The 18850-nt window shown below is 62.2% G+C and carries 19 protein-coding genes; 12 read left to right on the forward strand and 7 right to left on the reverse strand.

Features of this window, described 5'->3' with window-relative positions; translation table 11 throughout:
- Complete coding sequence (gene uvrB / locus AFIDRAFT_RS12980) at positions 1–2880, reverse strand: excinuclease ABC subunit UvrB (protein WP_009339936.1); 2880 nt, start codon at positions 2878–2880, stop codon at positions 1–3.
- Positions 2881–2919: 39 nt separating this feature from the next.
- Entirely contained in the window at positions 2920–3975 is a 1056-nt protein-coding gene (locus tag AFIDRAFT_RS12985; protein WP_009339937.1) for a hypothetical protein, read from the reverse strand.
- 197 nt (positions 3976–4172) lie between these two features.
- On the opposite strand from AFIDRAFT_RS12985, the gene AFIDRAFT_RS12990 reads away from it, so the two are divergent.
- Positions 4173–4871, forward strand: coding sequence for a glutathione S-transferase N-terminal domain-containing protein (locus tag AFIDRAFT_RS12990; RefSeq protein ID WP_009339940.1), 699 nt, complete (start codon positions 4173–4175; stop codon positions 4869–4871).
- Positions 4871–5566 carry a glutathione S-transferase family protein gene (locus tag AFIDRAFT_RS12995; protein WP_009339942.1) on the forward strand — a complete coding sequence of 232 codons (696 nt, stop codon included), beginning with the start codon at positions 4871–4873 and terminating at the stop codon, positions 5564–5566. The genes AFIDRAFT_RS12990 and AFIDRAFT_RS12995 overlap by 1 nt, the downstream gene beginning before the upstream one ends.
- A 13-nt stretch (positions 5567–5579) precedes the next feature.
- On the opposite strand, the gene AFIDRAFT_RS13000 is transcribed toward AFIDRAFT_RS12995, so the two are convergent.
- Entirely contained in the window at positions 5580–5783 is a 204-nt protein-coding gene (locus AFIDRAFT_RS13000) for a cysteine-rich CWC family protein (RefSeq protein ID WP_040298406.1), read from the reverse strand.
- Positions 5784–5885: 102 nt separating this feature from the next.
- On the opposite strand from AFIDRAFT_RS13000, the gene AFIDRAFT_RS13005 reads away from it, so the two are divergent.
- Positions 5886–7289, forward strand: coding sequence for a DUF1800 domain-containing protein (locus AFIDRAFT_RS13005; protein WP_009339944.1), 1404 nt, complete (start codon positions 5886–5888; stop codon positions 7287–7289).
- Between the two features lie 3 nt (positions 7290–7292).
- The gene (locus AFIDRAFT_RS13010) at positions 7293–8528 is read left to right on the forward strand and encodes a DUF1501 domain-containing protein (RefSeq protein WP_009339946.1); all 1236 of its coding nucleotides are present in this window, start codon (positions 7293–7295) and stop codon (positions 8526–8528) included.
- A 3-nt stretch (positions 8529–8531) separates the two neighbouring features.
- On the opposite strand, the gene olsA is transcribed toward AFIDRAFT_RS13010, so the two are convergent.
- The gene (gene olsA, locus AFIDRAFT_RS13015) at positions 8532–9311 is read right to left on the reverse strand and encodes a lyso-ornithine lipid O-acyltransferase (RefSeq protein WP_009339948.1); all 780 of its coding nucleotides are present in this window, start codon (positions 9309–9311) and stop codon (positions 8532–8534) included.
- Between the two features lie 271 nt (positions 9312–9582).
- On the opposite strand from olsA, the gene AFIDRAFT_RS13020 reads away from it, so the two are divergent.
- Positions 9583–9933 (forward strand): DMT family protein, encoded by a 351-nt coding sequence (locus AFIDRAFT_RS13020; protein ID WP_009339950.1) that lies wholly within the window; start codon positions 9583–9585, stop codon positions 9931–9933.
- A gap of 178 nt (positions 9934–10111) precedes the next feature.
- On the opposite strand, the gene AFIDRAFT_RS20050 is transcribed toward AFIDRAFT_RS13020, so the two are convergent.
- The 3 genes from AFIDRAFT_RS20050 to AFIDRAFT_RS13030 all read right to left on the reverse strand — a co-directional run bounded on the left by AFIDRAFT_RS20050 (position 10112) and on the right by AFIDRAFT_RS13030 (position 12272).
- Positions 10112–10273, reverse strand: a complete 162-nt coding sequence (locus AFIDRAFT_RS20050; protein ID WP_009339953.1) for a hypothetical protein — start codon at positions 10271–10273, stop codon at positions 10112–10114.
- A 143-nt stretch (positions 10274–10416) separates the two neighbouring features.
- Positions 10417–11055 (reverse strand): glutathione S-transferase family protein, encoded by a 639-nt coding sequence (locus AFIDRAFT_RS13025; RefSeq protein WP_009339955.1) that lies wholly within the window; start codon positions 11053–11055, stop codon positions 10417–10419.
- A gap of 152 nt (positions 11056–11207) precedes the next feature.
- A complete protein-coding gene (locus tag AFIDRAFT_RS13030; protein ID WP_009339957.1) occupies positions 11208–12272 on the reverse strand; it encodes a phosphatase PAP2 family protein in 1065 nt (354 codons plus the stop codon).
- Between the two features lie 282 nt (positions 12273–12554).
- Here AFIDRAFT_RS13030 and AFIDRAFT_RS13035 point away from each other — a divergent pair, with 282 nt between their 5' ends.
- From AFIDRAFT_RS13035 to AFIDRAFT_RS13065, 7 genes are all read left to right on the forward strand, one after another.
- Positions 12555–13757, forward strand: coding sequence for a pyridoxal phosphate-dependent aminotransferase (locus AFIDRAFT_RS13035; protein ID WP_009339959.1), 1203 nt, complete (start codon positions 12555–12557; stop codon positions 13755–13757).
- Positions 13758–13882: 125 nt separating this feature from the next.
- On the forward strand, positions 13883–14401 hold the full coding sequence (locus tag AFIDRAFT_RS13040) for a DUF992 domain-containing protein (RefSeq protein ID WP_009339961.1): 519 nt from the start codon (positions 13883–13885) through the stop codon (positions 14399–14401).
- A gap of 164 nt (positions 14402–14565) precedes the next feature.
- Positions 14566–15054, forward strand: a complete 489-nt coding sequence (locus AFIDRAFT_RS13045; protein WP_009339964.1) for a DUF992 domain-containing protein — start codon at positions 14566–14568, stop codon at positions 15052–15054.
- Entirely contained in the window at positions 15051–16814 is a 1764-nt protein-coding gene (locus tag AFIDRAFT_RS13050) for a SulP family inorganic anion transporter (protein ID WP_009339965.1), read from the forward strand. Before AFIDRAFT_RS13045 ends, AFIDRAFT_RS13050 begins: the two co-directional genes overlap by 4 nt.
- 58 nt (positions 16815–16872) lie before the next feature.
- Positions 16873–17736 (forward strand): shikimate dehydrogenase, encoded by an 864-nt coding sequence (locus AFIDRAFT_RS13055; protein ID WP_009339966.1) that lies wholly within the window; start codon positions 16873–16875, stop codon positions 17734–17736.
- A 61-nt stretch (positions 17737–17797) separates the two neighbouring features.
- Positions 17798–18415, forward strand: a complete 618-nt coding sequence (locus AFIDRAFT_RS13060; protein ID WP_009339967.1) for a hypothetical protein — start codon at positions 17798–17800, stop codon at positions 18413–18415.
- 152 nt (positions 18416–18567) lie between these two features.
- A complete protein-coding gene (locus tag AFIDRAFT_RS13065) occupies positions 18568–18759 on the forward strand; it encodes a hypothetical protein (protein WP_040298456.1) in 192 nt (63 codons plus the stop codon).
- Positions 18760–18850: the final 91 nt, after the last annotated feature.

Below are 18850 nucleotides of genomic sequence, written 5' to 3' on the forward strand. Positions count from 1 at the left end.
CTACCTCTTCTTCCACCCGCCGCGATGTCCCGGTGCGCCGCCGGTTGAGCGCGGCGACGGGCCTTTGATGACTCCGCCGAATTCCTGTCCGCCCTCGCGCATCGATTTCGGCTTGTAGATTCGGCTCTCGGTGCCCGGTCCCATTTCATCGAGCGTCGGCTTGCGCGGGCGCTTCGCGCCTTTGCGGTCCGGCAACACCTCGTGCCAGGTGGCGATGCCCATTTCATCCAGTGAAGGCTTGTGGATGCGCGACTTTTGTTTCGGCGGCAGGTTGGCGCTGTCGCCGTATTTCTTCGCGCCCGCGTAAGCGCCGGCCTTGCCGGTGACGGCTTTCTGTTTGGCGGTGGGATCGTCCACCACGGCCATCTCGGTCGCGCGCAGGCGCTTGACCTCGTCGCGCAACCGCGCCGCTTCCTCGAAATTGAGATCGGCTGCCGCCTCGCGCATGCGGGTTTCGAGATCGGCCAGCACCGCCTCGAAATTGTGGCCGATGCTGATGACGTCGTCCGCCATGCCGCCATCGCCGACTTCGACCAGCACATGGTCGCGCTCGTAAACCGAATTGAGAATATCGCCGATGGATTTCTTCACGCTCTCCGGCGTGATGCCGTTAGCCTCGTTGTAGGCAACCTGCTTCTCGCGGCGGCGGTCGGTCTCGGCGATCGCGCGCTCCATCGAGCCGGTCATCTGGTCGGCATAGAGGATCACCTTGCCGTCGACGTTGCGCGCGGCGCGGCCGATGGTCTGAATGAGTGACGTCTCAGAGCGCAGGAAACCTTCCTTGTCGGCGTCGAGGATCGCGACCAGCGCGCATTCGGGAATGTCGAGGCCTTCGCGCAACAGGTTGATGCCGACAAGTGCATCGAACGCGCCGAGCCGCAGGTCGCGGATGATCTCGATGCGCTCGATGGTGTCGATGTCCGAATGCATGTAGCGCACGCGAATACCCTGCTCATGCAGATATTCGGTGAGGTCTTCCGCCATGCGCTTGGTCAGCACGGTGATGAGCGAGCGATAGCCTTTTGCGGCTGTGGCCCGCACTTCGCCGAGCAGATCGTCCACCTGCGTGCGCGCCGGTCGAATGTTGACCGGCGGATCGATCAGCCCGGTCGGGCGAATCACCTGTTCGACAAACACGCCGCCGCTCTCGTTCATTTCCCAAGCCGCGGGCGTTGCCGATACCGCGACCGATTGCGGGCGCATCATGTCCCATTCTTCGAAGCGCAGCGGCCGGTTGTCCATGCAGGAGGGCAGGCGGAAGCCGTATTCGGCGAGCGTCGCCTTGCGGCGGAAGTCGCCTTTGAACATGCCGCCGATCTGCGGAATGGTGACGTGACTTTCATCCGCGAACACCAGCGCGTTGTCCGGCACGTATTCGAACAGCGTCGGCGGCGGCTCGCCGGGTTTGCGGCCGGTGAGGTAGCGCGAATAGTTTTCGATGCCAGCGCAGCTTCCGGTCGCCTCCATCATTTCGAGATCGAAGGTGGTGCGCTGCTCGAGCCGCTGCGCTTCCAGCAGGCGGCCCTGCGCGTGCAACTGATCGAGCCGCCATTTCAACTCGCTCTTAATGCCCTTGATGGCCTGAATGAGCGTCGGGCGCGGCGTGACGTAGTGCGAGTTCGCGTAAATCTTGACGAATTCAAGCTCGTCGCTCTTGTGGCCGGTGAGCGGATCGAATTCCTCGATGCTTTCGACCTCGTCGCCGAACAGGTTCACGCGCCATGCGCGGTCTTCATAGTGCGCCGGGAAGATGTCGATGGTGTCGCCGCGCACGCGAAATGTGCCGCGCGCGAAGTCGGCCTGCGTGCGCTTGTACTGCAGCGCCACGAGATCGGCGATGATCTGCCGCTGGTCGATGCGCTCGCCCTTTTTCAGCGAAAACGTCATCGCGGTGTACGTCTCGACCGAGCCGATACCGTAGATGCAGGATACGGACGCGACGATGATGACGTCGTCGCGCTCCAAGAGCGCGCGCGTCGCGGAATGGCGCATCCGGTCGATCTGCTCGTTGATCGAGGAATCCTTCTCGATATAGGTGTCGGTACGTGGGACGTAGGCTTCCGGCTGGTAGTAGTCGTAATACGAGACAAAGTATTCGACCGCGTTGTCCGGAAAGAAACTCTTGAATTCGCCGTAAAGCTGCGCGGCCAGCGTCTTGTTCGGCGCGAGGATCAGCGCGGGGCGCTGCGTCGCCGCGATCACCTGTGCCATGGTGTAGGTCTTGCCCGAACCGGTGACGCCGAGCAGCACCTGCGTGCGGTCCTTGCGGTTGATGCCTTCGACAAGTTCGGCGATCGCCTGCGGCTGGTCGCCCTTCGGCTGGTATTCAGACTTCAACTCGAAGCGCACGCCGCCTTCGGATTTCTCGGGGCGGGGCGGGCGGTGCGGCGTCCAGATTTTGTCGCCGCGAAATTCAGGCCGTCCCTCTTTGATAAGCGATTCCAGCGCATCGGCGGTCGCCTTGACGCCGAGCGACTCCATTTTGTTGCGCGCGGGACGAAATGAGTCATCGTCCTCGACATCGTAGCCGAGCTGCTTGGCAAGTTCAGGATCGAGCGTCGGAATGGTCGCGCTGGTGCCGTAATTCGCCTGCGGTGCCTCGTCGAAGCCTTGCGGCCGCGGTTTGCTATCCTGATCGAACGTCTTCGGCGTCGATTTGCGCGCGCGATGCGCGGCGGCTTCGCCGCCGTTGCGGCGATCCCATGAATTGTCCGGCGGCGGTTGCAGGCCGGTGCCCGAGCCGAGGCCGCTTTCCCCGCGATTGATCGCGGGGTTCAAAAGCTCCGCCAGCGCGGGCCCGATGGGTCTCACATCGGCGCGGTGGGCTTTGGATTTTGGAGTTTTCGCCGGCTTTTTCGGGGAATCGGGATTTTTCGCCATGCGCGAAATATGGGGCCGCAAGGTGCGCAGGAAAAGGGTTCAGGTGACGCCGTTGGCGGGCCGCAGCCGTTTCAATGTTTCCGGCATCCGCGCGTCGATCCAGCCCGCGATGGCCGTCTGGTGGCGGTGGTAATAGAGGCCGAAAGCGATGATCACGACACCGATCAGGGATAGCGCGAACGGGAACAGCAGCGAGTCCTTGAAAACCTTCTCGGCCAGATCGCCGAGATACATGGCGATGCCGATGGTGCCGAACACCGCGAACACGCGGCGGCCTAGGAACACGGCGAGAAACAGGAAGCCGACATTCATCGCGCAATACAGAGCCTTCTGCAGCGCGGTGCCGCCGGAAGTCGCGGAAATGCCGCCCCAGAATGTCAGCACGCCGAACAGATAAAGCCAGAAGGCGAAATCGCCGCTGCGCTGATACGAATTCACCGCAACTGCGATGCAGAGAATGGCGAGGCCGAACCAGATCGAGACGATCCGCGCGGTTTCAAAATCACGCAGTTTGGAGCCGGTGATCCACGGCACGATGTCCATCGACAGGAACCACAAAGCGAACGCAGCCAAGAAGACGATGAAGGGAAAGCGGTAGAACCGCAGCGCCAGCGCGGCGGCGGCGATGGCTGCAAGCTCCATGAAGATCCAGCTTCCGCGAACCCAGATATAGAAGTCGCGCGTGGTGCCGGGCTTGCCGAACTTGCTCCATAGGCCGAGCGAATCCTGAATGCCGTAAACCGCCAGCGGGGCCATCGACACCGCAATCGCGATGAGGAGTCCGCCCGGCGTCTGCAGGTTCTTCACGGTCCACAGATAATAACCAGCCCATGTAAACAGCGCGGCATAGACGAGTGCCGTTGCGGTGAGCGCCTGTCCGCCCATCTGCGAAAACGCCAGCGTGCTGAACAGGCCCATGGCGGCCATCACGATCAGTGCGCCCGCGTACCACAACACATGCACGACATCGAACTTCGGCGATGAGGGCGAAGCCGTTCCGCGCGATTGCAGGAACGCCAGCAATGTCTCCAGTTGTCCGGCCGAGATGATGCCGGCGTCGGTGGCGGCTTGCAGGTCGGTTTTGGAATACGTCATGGCGTCCTCGGCAGATTCTTTATCGGGGCGACTCATTATTTGTCTCATCGGGAATGCATCGGTTCAATGCGGGACTATGTTCGCGGTCCGGCGATGAACAATCGGTGAGGGTAGGGCGTTCTGGTTGACTTGGCGGAGCAATCGCGCAAGGTTCATGCATTCGCATGAATCTGTCTTTATCCGTCAGGACGCACGAAATGATCGACCTTTATTACTGGACCACGCCGAACGGCCACAAGATCACGATGTTTCTGGAAGAGAGCGGCCTTCCCTACAAGATCGTGCCGGTGAACATCTCCAAGGGCGATCAGTTCAAGCCGGAATTCCTCGCGTTTTCGCCGAACAACCGCATGCCCGCGATCATCGATCAGGCGCCGAAGGACGGTGGCGAACCGGTCAAGATTTTCGAATCGGGTGCGATCCTGATCTACCTCGCGGAGAAAGCCGGAAAATTCCTGCCGACCGACATGCGCAAGCGCTTCGACGTGCTGCAATGGCTGATGTGGCAGATGGGCGGCCTCGGCCCGATGGCCGGGCAGAACCATCATTTCGTGCAGTATGCGCCGGAGCGAATTCCCTACGCGATGGAGCGTTACGTCAAGGAAACCAACCGGCTTTACGGCGTGCTCAACAAGCGCCTCGCCGACCGTGAGTTTATCGCCGGTGAATATTCGATCGCGGACATGGCCTGCTATCCGTGGATCGTGCCCTACAAGAATCAGCAGCAGAATCTTGATGACTTTCCGCATCTGAAGCGCTGGTTCGAGGCGATCTATGCGCGCCCCGCCACCGCGCGCGCTTACAAGCTTGCCAAGCAGGTGAACCCGGACAAGACGCCGACGGTGAATGAGGAATCGAAAAAGATTCTGTTCGGTCAGGTTGCGGGCAAGAATTGATGGCAAGGCAGCTTTACGAACTCGCCGGCAGCGATCCCGCGCGCCTTTTCAGCCCGTATTGCTGGCGCACGCGCATGGCGCTGGCGCACAAGGGACTGGCTTTCGAAACGGTGCCGTGGCGATTTGCGCAGAAGGACGCGATCAAGGCGCACGGCTCGGAGAAGGTACCGGTGTTGGTCGATGGCGAGGCCCGCGTCAACGATTCATGGACGATCGCGGAATATCTGGAAGACACGTATCCCGACAAACCCTCGCTGTTCGGCGGCGAGGGTGGACGGGGGATGGCGCGTCTCCTCAATAACTGGAGCGACGTGTCGGTCGGCCAGATTGCGCCGTTTATCATCGCCGACATCCACGACCAGCTCGATGCGGGCGACAAAGATTATTTTCGCCGGACCCGCGAGAAGAACATGGGCAGGCCGCTGGAGGAAGTTGTCGCCGGACGGGAGCAACGGCTGGAGAGCCTGCACAAATGGCTGCATCCGCTGCGGATGACATTGCGCACGCAACGCTTCATCGGTGGAGCGAAGCCGAACTATGCCGACTACATCGTGTTCGGTCCGTTCCAGTGGGCGCGGGTGACGAGCCCGTTCGAGCTGTTGAAGCCCGACGATCTGATCCATGCCTGGCGCGAGCGTATGCTCGATCTGTTCGATGGCATGGCGAGGAAAGCGCCCGTGGTGGAAGCCGCCTAGACTTCTGCGTGGCTCACGGCTTCGGTTGATCGAGGCCGTGGGCGCTGGCGCGCAGGCAGGCGGGGCACAGGCAGTCCTCGCCCGCGCGCGGCATCGGCAGCTTCACGGTTTCCTCCGCGCACCAGCAATGTCCCGACAGATCGCACGTGAAGGCCGCGCCGCAGCGCGCGCAGATGATCCGGCGCGCTTGATCGAGCTTTTGTGACGTATCTTTCATTCCGCCAACGAAATTCAGCCAAATCTTTCAGGTGCTGTTCATGCGACCCGGCGCGTCATCCGCGCCTGTTCTACACGAACCGACAAACGGGCGATCTGCAAGATGGCACGCGATCCACAGGCGGCGCTGGTAGCTCTGAATCGCTTTGGACTGGGTGCGCGGGGCGGCGGCGCGGGCGACTTTGCCAGCGCGGCGTCCGACCCGCGGGATTTCGTGAAGGCGGAACTCGGCCGCCGGAATATCGCTCTGCTCGATGTTCCCGGTTTGCAGGCAACACCGGCGCTGGCGCAGGTGGCTTTCGATTATCAGGCCGAGGTTAAACAGCAGCGCAAGGCGGCCGCCCAGGCGCTTGCCATGGCATCCGATGGCAAGCCGTCGCCACGGCAGTCGCCCAATGTGATCCAGCAGACGTTTCGTGCCGAAGCCCTCGCGCGCGTGCAGCGTGCGACGATGGCCGAAAGCGGTATCGTGGAGCGGCTCGTCGCGTTCTGGTCGAACCATTTCTGCATTTCCGCGAACAAGGGACAACTTGCGCGGATATGGGCGGGCTCTTTTGAGCGGGAAGCAATCCGGCCGCATGTGCTCGGCCGGTTCAGCGACATGCTGTTGGCTGTCGAACAACACCCGGCGATGCTGTTCTATCTCGACAATCAGCAGTCGGTCGGACCGAATTCGCGGGCAGGGCGCAACCGCAAGCGTGGGCTGAACGAAAACCTCGCGCGCGAAATGATGGAGTTGCACACGCTGGGTGTCGGCAATGGTTATACCCAGCAGGATGTCACCACGCTCGCGGCCATCCTGACCGGATGGACCTTCGGCGGACGGGCGGGACGGCTCGGCGAGCCCGGCACATTCATCTTCAATGCCAACGCGCATGAACCCGGCCCGCAAAAATTGCTGGGCAAGGTCTACGACGATACGGGTGTGACGCAGGGCGAAATGGTGCTGGCGGATATTGCGCGCCGTTCCGCAACGGCGAAGTTCATCGCCCACAAATTTGCGGCGCATTTCATCGCGGACGATCCGCCGCCTGCGCTGGTCGCAAAGCTGGAAACAGCTTTTGCACGGACGGATGGCGACCTGAAAGTGCTCGCCACGACGCTCGTGGATTCAGATGAAGCCTGGACGGCGCCGATGACGAAGATCCGCACGCCGAACGAATTTCTCGTCGCGACGGGGCGGATCATGGGCCGGATTCCCGAGGAGTCGGGCCGCTACCTCGGTGCGCTCAACCTGCTTGGTGAGCCGCTCTGGACTCCGCCGGGGCCGAATGGTTTCGCCGACACCAACGCAATGTGGGCGTCGCCGGAGAACATGAAACTCCGGCTCGACGTCGCCTCGCAGATTTCCTCACGCATCGCCGGCATGTTGAATCCGAACGATGTGCTGGAGGCGTGTGCGGGAGAGGCCGCCTCGGACGACACGCGCAAGGTCGTCGCGCGCGCGGAGACGCGTGAACAGGCGCTGGCCCTGCTTTTGATGTCGCCGGAATTCCAGAGGAGATGAACCATGCATGATCGTTTTCTTGAATGCTGCGAAGACGGGACGCTGCGCGGTTTGTCCCGGCGCACGCTGCTGGCCGGTGGCGCGGCCTTCGCAGCATGGGCCTATCTTCCGAAATTTGCCCATGCCGCCGATGGGCGCGATCCACATTTGATAACGATCATCCTGCGCGGCGCGCTGGATGGCATCGCGACCGTCGCGCCCGTCGCCGACCCCGATTACGCCGGGCTGCACGGCTCCATTGCGCTCGCGCTTGAGGGGCCGCATCCGGCGATCGCGCTCGATTCTTTTTTCGCGCTGCATCCATCAATGCCGGAATTCGCGCGGATGTATAAAAACGGCAACGCCGCCGTGATTCATGCGACCGCGACGGCCTATCGTGACCGTTCGCATTTTGACGGGCAGGACGTGCTGGAAAGCGGTTTTGCCGGTCCCGGCCGGGTGCAAAGCGGATGGCTCAATCGCGCTCTGGAAAATCTGCCGCGTGGCGAACATGTCTCGCGCGGTCTGGGCGTCGGTGCAACGACGCCGCTGGTGCTGCGCGGCGCGGCGCCCACGGTCGGCTGGGTGCCGGCGCGGCTTCCTCAGGCGGCCGACGACACCGCCATGCGCTTGATCGAACTCTATAACCATCGCGATCCGATACTTGCCACCGCTCTGTCACAGGGGTTGCAGATCGACAAGCTCGCGGCGAACGATGGCGGCATGAAGCCGATGTTCGGCGGCCCAAATGCGATGCGGCTTGCTGCGCAGGGGGCAGCCAGGATCATGGCGAAAGATGACGGTCCCCGGATTGCCGCGCTTGCGTTCGATGGCTGGGATACCCACGCCAATGAGGGCGGTCCTGTTGGGCGGCTCGCGCAATTGCTGGCGGGTCTCGACGGCGCGCTCGCCGATTTTGAAACCGGGCTTGGCGACAAATGGCGGGATACCGCGATCGTGGTCGTGACGGAGTTTGGCCGTACCGCGCGCATCAATGGAACGTCGGGAACGGATCACGGCACCGGCACCATTGCGTTGCTTGCAGGCGGCGCCATCAAGGGCGGCCGCGTGATCTCGGACTGGCCGGGCTTGAAGACTGCCGACCTTTACCAGGCACGCGATCTTAAACCGACGACGGATTTGCGCGGTGTGTTGAAAGGCCTTCTGCATGACCATCTCGGTCTCGGCGAGCGTGTGCTGGCCGAAAGCGTCTTCCCGGATAGTGTCGGGGTCAGGCCAATGCAGGGCCTTGTTGTCTAGACGTTATGAAATGCCGCGCAGGGCAGTCGCTGTCATGCGGCGCACGGCGGTTTCCGCGTCGCGCGTGATCTGCTTGCGGCTGGCGTCGAGATCGCAGACGATGGCCTCGCCCCATGTCACCGTGACATCGACCGCGCCTGCCGCGAGCACGCCCAACAGATGCGGCACGAGGTCGGTTTCGCCATACCACGCGACCTTGTCGCGCAGCGCGCGTCCGACCGGCACGCCGCCGAACTTCATGTAAGCGAGCGACACCGGCTGCACCACGATGTTCTTCCTGCCGTCACCCATGGCGTGATGCACCGCGCCGACCAGCGCCGAACGGAACGGCAGGATACGAATGCCGTCGCTCGAGGTGCCTTCCGGAAACAGCACGACGCTGTCGCCATTGTGCAGACGGTTTGCCATTTCGGCGGTCGCCTCGCCGGTCTTGTGGCGCCGCTCACGCTCGATGAAGACGGTGCGTTGCAGCTTCGCCAGCATGCCGAAGATGGGCCAGCCCGCGACTTCGGATTTCGCCACGAACACGACGGGGGCCAGCGAACTGAGGATAGAGATGTCGAGCCAGGAGGCGTGGTTCGACAGGATCAGGATATGTTCGGCGGAGGCGCGCTGGCCGATCTCGTGGATGCGCACGCCGAGGATGTGGCAGACGATGCGGTGAAACAGCACCGGCACCTTGCGCTGCAAATCATTCTGCAAGGCGAGGCCGAGAAGATGAAAGGGCGCCAGCACCAGAAAGGTCAGGCTCAGCGCGAGAATGGCAAAGGCGGCACGGATCATCAGAGGCCGAAATAAGACATTGGGCGAGCCGCTTATATCCTGCTACCGCGGGGCAGATCGCAAAAAAATGCGACCGCCAGTCATGATGCAGGGGGAGCTGCAGGGGGCTGACCGAAGGCCGCAAAGGCGAACGATGGGCAAAGGTGCCCGCTTTCAAAAGCTAGCCGGAATTTGTTACATCCGCGCGACAGATTTTTCTCCGGCACAGCGATCTATTCGGGGCCGGAGACGTTGAAACGATCCTTCCTTCATTTTTTACCCAGGAAAACCGATGCCGACCATTTCGCCCGCGATCTTGCCGATCCTGATGCTGTTTGCCTCGAACTGTTTCATGACCTTCGCCTGGTATGGACATCTGCGGTTCAAGGAGAGCCCGCTGGTCCTGGTCATCATGGTCAGTTGGGGCATCGCGTTGTTCGAGTACTGGCTGGCGGTACCGGCCAATCGCTGGGGCAGCGCGGTCTATACGCCGGCGCAGCTCAAGACCATTCAGGAAGTGATCACGCTGATCGTGTTCGCGGGATTTTCGGCGTTCTATCTCAAGGAGCCGCTCGGCTGGAATCAGGCGGTCGGCTTTGCCTTTATCGCGGTCGGCGCGTTCTTCATCTTCCACAAGGGTTGAGAGGGACGAAGTTTGGGCGCGACGAGTGCCGTGCTGCCGAGAACTTTCGTGTCGCTGCTGTCCGCCCGCGTCAGGATCAGAAGCGAAGCCAAAACGAGAATGGCGGCCGCCAGCGACACCGCGACGAAGATGACAGGTATCTTCATCGATAACCCCGAAAGAAAGGGCGGGCGGGAATTCAAGCGATGGTGCCCACGAACCGGATCGAAAGTATCGCAAGCGAGACGACGAGGCACACGGACAGGCACGCCGCAGCGACGGCTGCAGCGGTCAGGTCGCGGGCACCCTGCTGGGTGAAGGAATATCCGAAACCCCGGTCAACGATCTTCGAACGCATCATGGCACGGCATCCTGAGCGTGGTGCGAATCACCACGCATCCAGATGTGGCAAATTTTACCGTTTGAAATTTGGCGCTAATGGCCCGAAATATGGCGGAAACGCGGCGGGTTCCCTAATTGGACCCGCTCGTTTCTATCGTATCGTCAGGCCTTTTCCGTGTTGAGGGAAGGCTCGCGAATCCAGTCCATGCGCACGAAGCGCGGATGACTTTCGACGCGCTTGAGCCAGGCGCGAATTGCGGGAAATTCGCGCAGGCTGAAATCGCATTGCTCGGCGACATGGGTGTAGCCGTACATCGCGATGTCCGCGACAGTCAGGTGACCCGATACAAAATATTCGTGCACCCTGAGATGGGCTTCGATCATGCCCAACGCGCCGTAGCCGCGCTCCATCCAGTCCTCCAGCGCGTGCATTTGCAGATCGCGGCCGCCGCGCACCAGCGCCAGCCAGAAATAGGCCGCGCCGACGCTCGGCTCCAGCGCGTGCTGTTCAAAGAACATCCACTGCAAAGCCTCGGCGCGCTCGATGGCGCTTTCCGGTGCGAGCGGCGTGTTGATGGCGAGATACCACAGGATTGCGTTCGATTCGGCGAGGTAATGCTTTTCGGCGACTTCGAGCAGCGGCACCTGTCCGCGCGGATTCATCGCGAGGAAATCCGGCGTGCGGCTTTCGCCACGAAGAATGTCGATCTCGACCACTTCAAAGGGAACGTCGAGGAGGGCGAGCGCCAGCCGGACCTTGTAGCTGTTGCCGGAGCGCTGCATCGAATAGAGCTTGTACATCCGTCGTTCGTCTCACTGGGCGGCGGACCGCAACATCGTTGGCCCAGACAATGAGGTGCGGGCAGCGTCCCCGCAAGGCCGGTAGGCTGGAATAGTTGAAAGCTCTCTTTCGAGCGGCCATTGCAGCAGGATTTTGCCGCGCCGCGACAGGATCACGTCTTCGCGATATCCGGACGCCTGACGCTTGCGGTCTCGGGCGAGACTTGCGCCGGGGCGAGGCCGGCCGTCACGATTGTGTCCGTTCCAGTGCTCTCGATAGGAGGCACGATCGAGGGAGAATCCGCCACGGAGGGAAGTGGCATCATGTCATTTGCCCGATCGCTGCGAACGGTCCGGTGCGCTATCAGCCAGCAGGGACATGCGATTGCAATTCCGGCGATGACATCGACGACATAATGGCTACCCGCAAAAGGTGTTGCCAGGATCATCATGATGTTGATGGCGAGCGCTATCCATCCCAATCCGCGCACACGCCAAAGGGCAAGCACGAAAAGCACGCTGAGAGCGGCGTGCAGACTCGGGAAAGTGATGATGCCCTCAGAATTCAATCCCGACATCGCATGGAATGTGCCGTTCCGAAGACCAAGGAAGACCGGCCAGCTTGTCGACGACACGGGGATGGCCCCGTGCGCGAGAGCGGGTTGGGCATGGTAGAAAAGCCATGGCCCCGTGGCAGGGATGACGGCCGATATGCCGATCGTGACGAGAGTCGTCAGCATGAACGCCTGAACGAAGGCGCTCAGGCGCAGGGTGTGTCCCGCGAATCCAAGTATCAGCACTGTCGCGATGACTTGCAGCGTGAAGCTCGCATAGGCGAACGCAAAAATCTGGTAGAGCCATGAATGGCTGGTGATCAACGAAACGTATCCAAGCCAGTCGATGCCGAGGTGGCGATCCCAACTGGCGAGAAGGGCGTCCTGCAAGGGAAACCCGGCGCTTGCGGCGACATAGGATATCGGCGCGCCGACAGCGGTGAACGCAACGATCTGCGCGGTGCTCATCAGCGCACTGCCGATGCTCGGGTCCCGGCGGACCGAAGTGTAAAACCAGCTTGCGGCGCATAAGAGAATACAGGCGCCCGTCGCTTTCGAGAACGATGCCCATTCGATGTGAAACGGCCCGATCAGCGATGCGATGATGACGCTCGCGCCCATTGCTGCGACCACGATCCAGATCGTGCGATTGAGCCGCTGCAAAGAGGGTTGGGAAACATCCATTCCGGGGCCTGAAACGCGAGGGGTAACCGATGTCCGGGCTTATCAGGGCCGGGTTCGCGTCCCGTTAAAATCGAGGGAATGCCTGTCTCCGAGGCAGGGCGGCGGATGCTGTGTTCAAGCCCGATTCAGGGAGCTTTTTCGTTCAAAATCTCGAAATTTCGCAGCTTTGCAGCGAAGCGTCTTGCGATGCACCGCCGCCGGTCCTAGTGTGCGGCGCACTTTTAGCCAAAATCCGCGAATCCCGGTGCGTCCCGGCCTTCGCTTGCCCAAATGGAGACAATGATGCCGTTCCTGTCCGCTGCCCTCGACCGCGTGAAGCCGTCCGCGACCATCGCGGTCACGGATAAAGCGCGGCAGTTGAAAGCGGCTGGCCGCAACGTCATCGGCCTCGGTGCGGGCGAGCCGGATTTCGATACCCCGGCCAACATCAAACTGGCGGCGATCAAGGCCATCGAGGCCGGCAAGACCAAGTATACCGCGGTGGACGGGATTCCCGAGTTGAAGGACGCGATCGTCGCCAAGTTCAAGCGTGAGAACGGCCTGACCTACGTGCCCAATCAGATCACGGTTGGCACCGGCGGCAAGCAGGTGCTCTACAACGCGCTGATGGCGACCATCAATCCGGGCGACGAGGTCATCATCCCGGCGCCGTATTGGGTCAGCTACCCGGAAATGGTGGCGCTGGCTGGCGGCGAGTCCGTGCCGGTGATCTGCACCGCCGAACACGGCTTCAAGCTGCAGGCCGCCGATCTGGAAAAGGCGATCACGCCGAAGACCAAGTGGATCATCCTGAACTCGCCGTCGAACCCGACCGGTGCGGCCTACACCCATGCCGAGATGAAGGCGCTCACCGACGTACTGGTGAAGCATCCGCATGTCTGGGTGATGACGGACGACATGTACGAGCACCTCGTTTATGACAACTTCAAGTTCGTCACGCCCGCGCAGGTCGAGCCGAAGCTGTTCGACCGCACGCTGACGGTGAACGGCGTCTCGAAGGCCTACTCCATGACCGGCTGGCGCATCGGTTACGCGGGTGGCCCGACCCAGCTCATCAAGGCGATGGCGACGATCCAGTCGCAATCGACCTCGAATCCATCGTCGATCTCGCAGTGGGCAGCGCTGGAAGCCCTGAACGGCCCGCAGGATTTCATCGCGACCAATGCGGAGCTGTTCAAGGGACGGCGCGACCTGGTGGTGTCGATGCTCAACCAGGCCAAGGGCATTCAATGTCCGCGCCCGGAAGGTGCGTTTTATGTCTATCCGTCCTGTGCCGGGACGATGGGCAAGACGACCCCTTCCGGCAAGAAGCTGGAAAACGACGAGGATTTCGTCACCGAGCTTCTGGAGAGCGAGGGCGTTGCGGTCGTGCAAGGATCGGCTTTTGGCCTCGGCCCGGCATTCCGTATTTCCTACGCCACCAAGAACAGCGACCTCGAAGAAGCATGCAATCGCATCCAGCGGTTCTGTGCTAATTTGCGGTAGATATTTGTAACTATTCTCGGCATTGTGACTTGCAGCGGGGGGGCAGCGTGTTATGCGCTTTCCTCTCTCTATCTTCCTTCCTTTCCCAACGCATCGATATCGATTCGTGTAGCCGGAGACTTCCCATGCGACTTTCTTACCTTGTCGGCGCAGCATCTGCCCTTCTTCTTGCGTCGTTCGCGACTGCGAATGCGCAGCAGGGCGTCCAGGTTGGCGTTCTTCGCTGCCACGGTGGTCCGAATGTCGGCCAGATCCTGACCTCCACGACCAATCTCGACTGTGTGTTCGAGGGCCGTGGCCGTCGTCCCGAAGGTTATGTCGCCACCGTCCGCCGTTTCGGCGTTGACCTCGGCGCGACCAGCCAGACCGATTTCGGCTGGCGCGTTCATGCTCCGACCGTCCAGGTTGGCCCGGGCGATCTTTCCGGCAGCTACGCGGGCGTCGGCGGCAATGCCGCGATCGGCGTCGGCGGCGGCAGCAACTTCCTGGTCGGCGGTTCGGCCAATTCGTTCGCGCTGCAGCCCCTCAGCCTGCAGGGCCAGACCGGCCTCAACGTCTCGGGCGGCATCGTCAGCCTCGAGCTGCGCCCGGTTGGCTACATGCACCGCGGTCATGCCAAGCGGCACCGTCACCACCGCCACTAATTCTGGCGAATGGAATATATCGGACAGGCCCGCGCAAGCGGGCCTGTTTTTTTATGGGCTTTTGGTTGCTCCCGGATGCGATCCGGTTGAACTCCCCCGGCGGCAGGGATTACAACAAGGGCGAGGCCGCCGCCTCCGCGCACCGGCCTTGATTGGGGGATTCCATGCGCCGCGCCTTCGCAATCCTGTCCTTTGCGTCTTTTACCGCCGCCGCTCTTTTTGCGCTCTCAGCTCCCGCCGATGCCCAGCAGGGCCGGGTACAGGCAGGAGTGATCGAATGCCGTGGCGGGCCCCATGTCGGTCTGGTGGTCGGATCGATGAATAATCTCGGCTGCGTCTTTCGCGCCAACGGCCGGCCAGACGATCTTTACATCGCGACCGTCACCAAGGTTGGCCTCGACCTCGGCATCACGGACCAGACCGCCGTATCGTGGGTGGTGTTCGCGCCGACTGTCCAGCTTGGGCCCGGCGATCTGTCCGGCAACTACGCCGGTGTCGATGCCAGCGCCGCGGTTGGTGTCGGTCTCGGCGCCAATGCGCTCGTCGGTGGCTCGGCCAATTCCTTCGCCCTGCAACCATTAAGCGTGCAGGGACAAACGGGGCTTAGCGTCGCGGCGGGCGTGCAAAGTCTCCAGCTTCGTCCGGGACGATGAACAAGCAGGCGGCACACCGGCCAACCGAGGCCTTGCCCATATTGCCGGGCAAGGCGGCTGCGCCCACCTTCGTCGAACTCTACACGCCAAAAATCGTCACGGTGCTGCGCGAGGGTTATGGCCTCGCGAGCTTCCGTGCCGACGTCGTGGCAGGCCTGACGGTTGCGATCGTCGCTCTGCCTTTGTCGATGGCGATCGCCATCGCCTCGGGCGTGACGCCGGATCGCGGCCTCTACACCGCCATCGTCGGCGGTCTTTTCGTGTCGCTGCTCGGCGGCAGCCGCTTCCAGGTCGGCGGCCCGGCCGGCGCCTTTATCGTCCTTGTTGCCCAGACGGTGCAGAATCACGGTATCGACGGCGTGATCCTCGCGACGATGATGGCCGGTGTGTTCCTGATCGCGGCCGGATTCCTGCGGCTCGGGACCTACGTCAAATTCATTCCCTATCCGGTGACGGTGGGTTTCACGGCGGGTATCGCGGTCATCATCTTCGCCAGCCAGATCAAGGATCTGCTCGGCCTGACATTGTCAGGTCATGAGCCGGCTGCGTTTCTGCCCAAGCTCGCCGCGCTCAGTGGCGTGATCGGGACTATCAATCCATCGGCGGTGGTGCTGGCGGGTGGGACCATCGTCGTGATGGTCGTGTTGCGGACCCTGCGCCCGAGCTGGCCGGGAATTCTGATCGGCGTGGTGATCGCTACACTGGCTGCATCGCTCCTGGGATTGTCGGTGGACACCATCGGCTCGCGCTTCGGCGGTATTCCTGAATCGATTCCGGCGCCGAGCCTGCCGGTATTCTCGCTGCAAAAGATGCAGGCGGTGCTGCCCGACGCCATTGCCTTCGCGCTGCTGGGTTCGATTGAATCGCTGCTGTCGGCCGTGGTCGCCGACGGCATGACGGGACGACGGCATCGTTCGAACTGCGAACTGGTGGGGCAGGGCGTCGCTAATATGGCGTCGGCGTTGTTCGGCGGCATCTGCGTGACCGGCCTGATCGCACGCACCGCCACCAACATCCGCGCCGGTGCGCGCAGCCCGGTGTCCGGAATCATGCACTCGGTCTCCGTGCTGCTGTTCATCCTGATTGCCGCGCCGCTCGCGAGCTACGTTCCGCTGTGTACGCTGGCGGCCGTGCTGGTCGTGGTCGCCTGGACCATGGCGGAAAAGCAGGAATTCGCGACGCTGGTCCGTTCATCGTGGGGCGACGCCGCAGTATTGCTTTCGACCTTCCTGCTCACCGTGTTTCGCGATCTCACCGAAGGCATCGTGGTCGGCTTTGCACTTGGTGCGATGCTGTTCATTCATCGCATGGCCTCGACAACCGCGATCGAAAGCCTTGCGCCGTTGGCGGAAGACGACAAGGCGGACGGCGCCAGCAGCGAGCGTATTCCGTACGATCCGGCGCTGGCGACCGATCCGGATGTCATCGTTTACCGGATTTCGGGCGCTTTCTTCTTCGGCACGACCTCCACCATCGGCGCGGTGCTCGACGAGATTCCAAGCGGCCACAAAGGGCTGGTGATCGATTTCGCGGCCGTGCCGCTGCTCGATTCGTCCGCCGCCAATGTCATTGCGCGTGTCGCCGCGAAGGCCCGCCAACGGGGCATTCGCGTGATTCTGACCGGCACATCGCATCAGGTGCGGCGCGAATTGCTGATCCATGGCGCGCGGCCGCCCGTGGTGCGCTACCGTCGCGATATTGCGGGTGCGGTGGATGAGATCAAGCGCCAGGCTGCATTGACAGCCTCCGCCGCCGCGTGATTTGACCGCTGATCCGTGCGACGTGGCGGGGATGGTCGAATCCAACGGAGCATCGTCGATGAGCTCGAGCCCTGTTAGCGCAGATCATTTAAGCGCAGATCCTGCCGCGTGCCTGATCGGGTGGCCGGCTGCGCATTCGCGTTCGCCGATCATTCACAAATACTGGCTGAAGCAGTTCGGCATCGCGGGCGACTATCGCATTGAGGCCGTGGAGCCTGCGGCCTTCGCGGATTTCATCGGCTCGCTTGCCGCGCGCGGCTATCGCGGAGCGAACGTCACGATTCCGCACAAGGAGCAGGCGCTCGCGCTCTCGATACCGGACTCGCGCGCTCGCGCGGTGGGTGCGGCCAATACGCTGTATTTCGCAAACGGCAGCCTGCATTCGACCAATACCGATGTCGAGGGGTTCATCGGCAATCTCGATGCGTCCGCGCCGGACTGGAATGCGGATGGCGAGGCCGTGGTGCTCGGCGCGGGCGGCTCGGCGCGTGCGGTCGTATTCGGGCTTCTTGAGCGCGGTGTTCCGCTTATCCATCTCGTCAATCGCAGCCGCGATCGTGCGCAGGCGCTGGCGCAGCCTTACGGCGACCGGGTTCGCGTTGTCGCCTGGGACGACGTGGCTTCGATTCTGCCGAAGGCGGGACTTGTGGTGAACACCACCTCGCTCGGCATGAAGGGGCAGCCGCCTTTGTCGTTCGACGTATCTGCCTTGCGCGCGGATGTGGCGGTCGCCGATCTCGTCTACGTGCCGCTCGAAACCGCATTGCTGAAGGCGGCGAAGGCGCGCGGTCTGCGGACCGCCGATGGTCTCGGCATGCTGCTGCATCAGGCGGTGCGTGGGTTTGAGTTGTGGTTTGGGAAGCGGCCGCAAGTCACGCCGGAATTGCGCGCGCTGGTGGAGGCCGACCTCACCTCTGCGTGAGCGTCGAAACGTTCGACAGATTTGCCGCGTAACGTGAAGGCCGAATCACAGGGGAATCGCAATGCCATCGTTACGCCTTCTCGCAATCTGCCTCGCCGCTTCGTTGCTGACTTTGACATCCGGTTTTGCCGATGTGCGGCAACCGCCAGTATCGCGGGTGCGCGGCATGATCGAATCCATCAACGGCGATCTGCTGATCGTGAAGAAAACCGATGGCCACAATGTCACGATGAAGATGACGCCGAACGCCGCCATCACCGGCGTCGAGAAAATAGCGATGTCGGACATCGCGCCCGGCGCCTATATCGGCGTCACGTCGGTCGCCGATGCGCAGGGCAACCAGACGGCCACCGAGGTTCACTTGTTTCCGGACTCGCTGCGCGGCGCGGGCGAAGGAACACGGCCATGGGACACGGCGCCCAACAGCAGCATGACCAATGGCGGACTCGACAAGATGGTGGAGGGCAATGACGGCCGCATGCTGACGGTGAAATACCGCGGCGGCGAAAAGCAGGTCGTCGTCACGCCCGAGACAGCGGTGGTGAAACTCGTGCCCGGTAAACGCTCCGACCTTCAGGAGGGCGCAAGGATCGTCGCCGCAACGGCGCGCACCGCCGATGGTGTGCTGGAGACGTCACGCGTCAGCGTCGGCCTCGACGGCCTGACGCCGCCGATGTGATGTTGCCGCGTCGATGCGGGTCGCGCCTGCAAGACAGTGATATGCCTCACCCCCGTTTGGGGCTATCGTCGGGTTATCCGAGATTGAGGCGGCTGATGATGTCGCGTGGCGACGGCCGTTTCAGTCTGAGGTATTTGCTTATGGAGGCGATCATGGCCGATCGGAACCATACTGCGGCAGCCGACAAAAGGGCTAAGGACAATCCGAAAGAGCCGGACTATCAAAAGGATATGGAAGAACAGCTCGAGGAGGGGCTGGAGGATTCCTTCCCCGCGTCCGATCCGGTCAGCGTGACCCAGCCGCACCCCGCGCGCAGGGGCAGGAAGCGGCCCAGCGGCACTTGACGGATTCAATGAATTCAATGCCTTAAGGTGGAAGTCCGACGTTAAGCAGGATCGGGATTACCGCATTTGGGCAGCTTGGCGGCCGTAATGA

Origin of the sequence: Afipia sp. 1NLS2 (assembly GCF_000178995.1) — a bacterium.
Lineage (GTDB): Bacteria > Pseudomonadota > Alphaproteobacteria > Rhizobiales > Xanthobacteraceae > Afipia.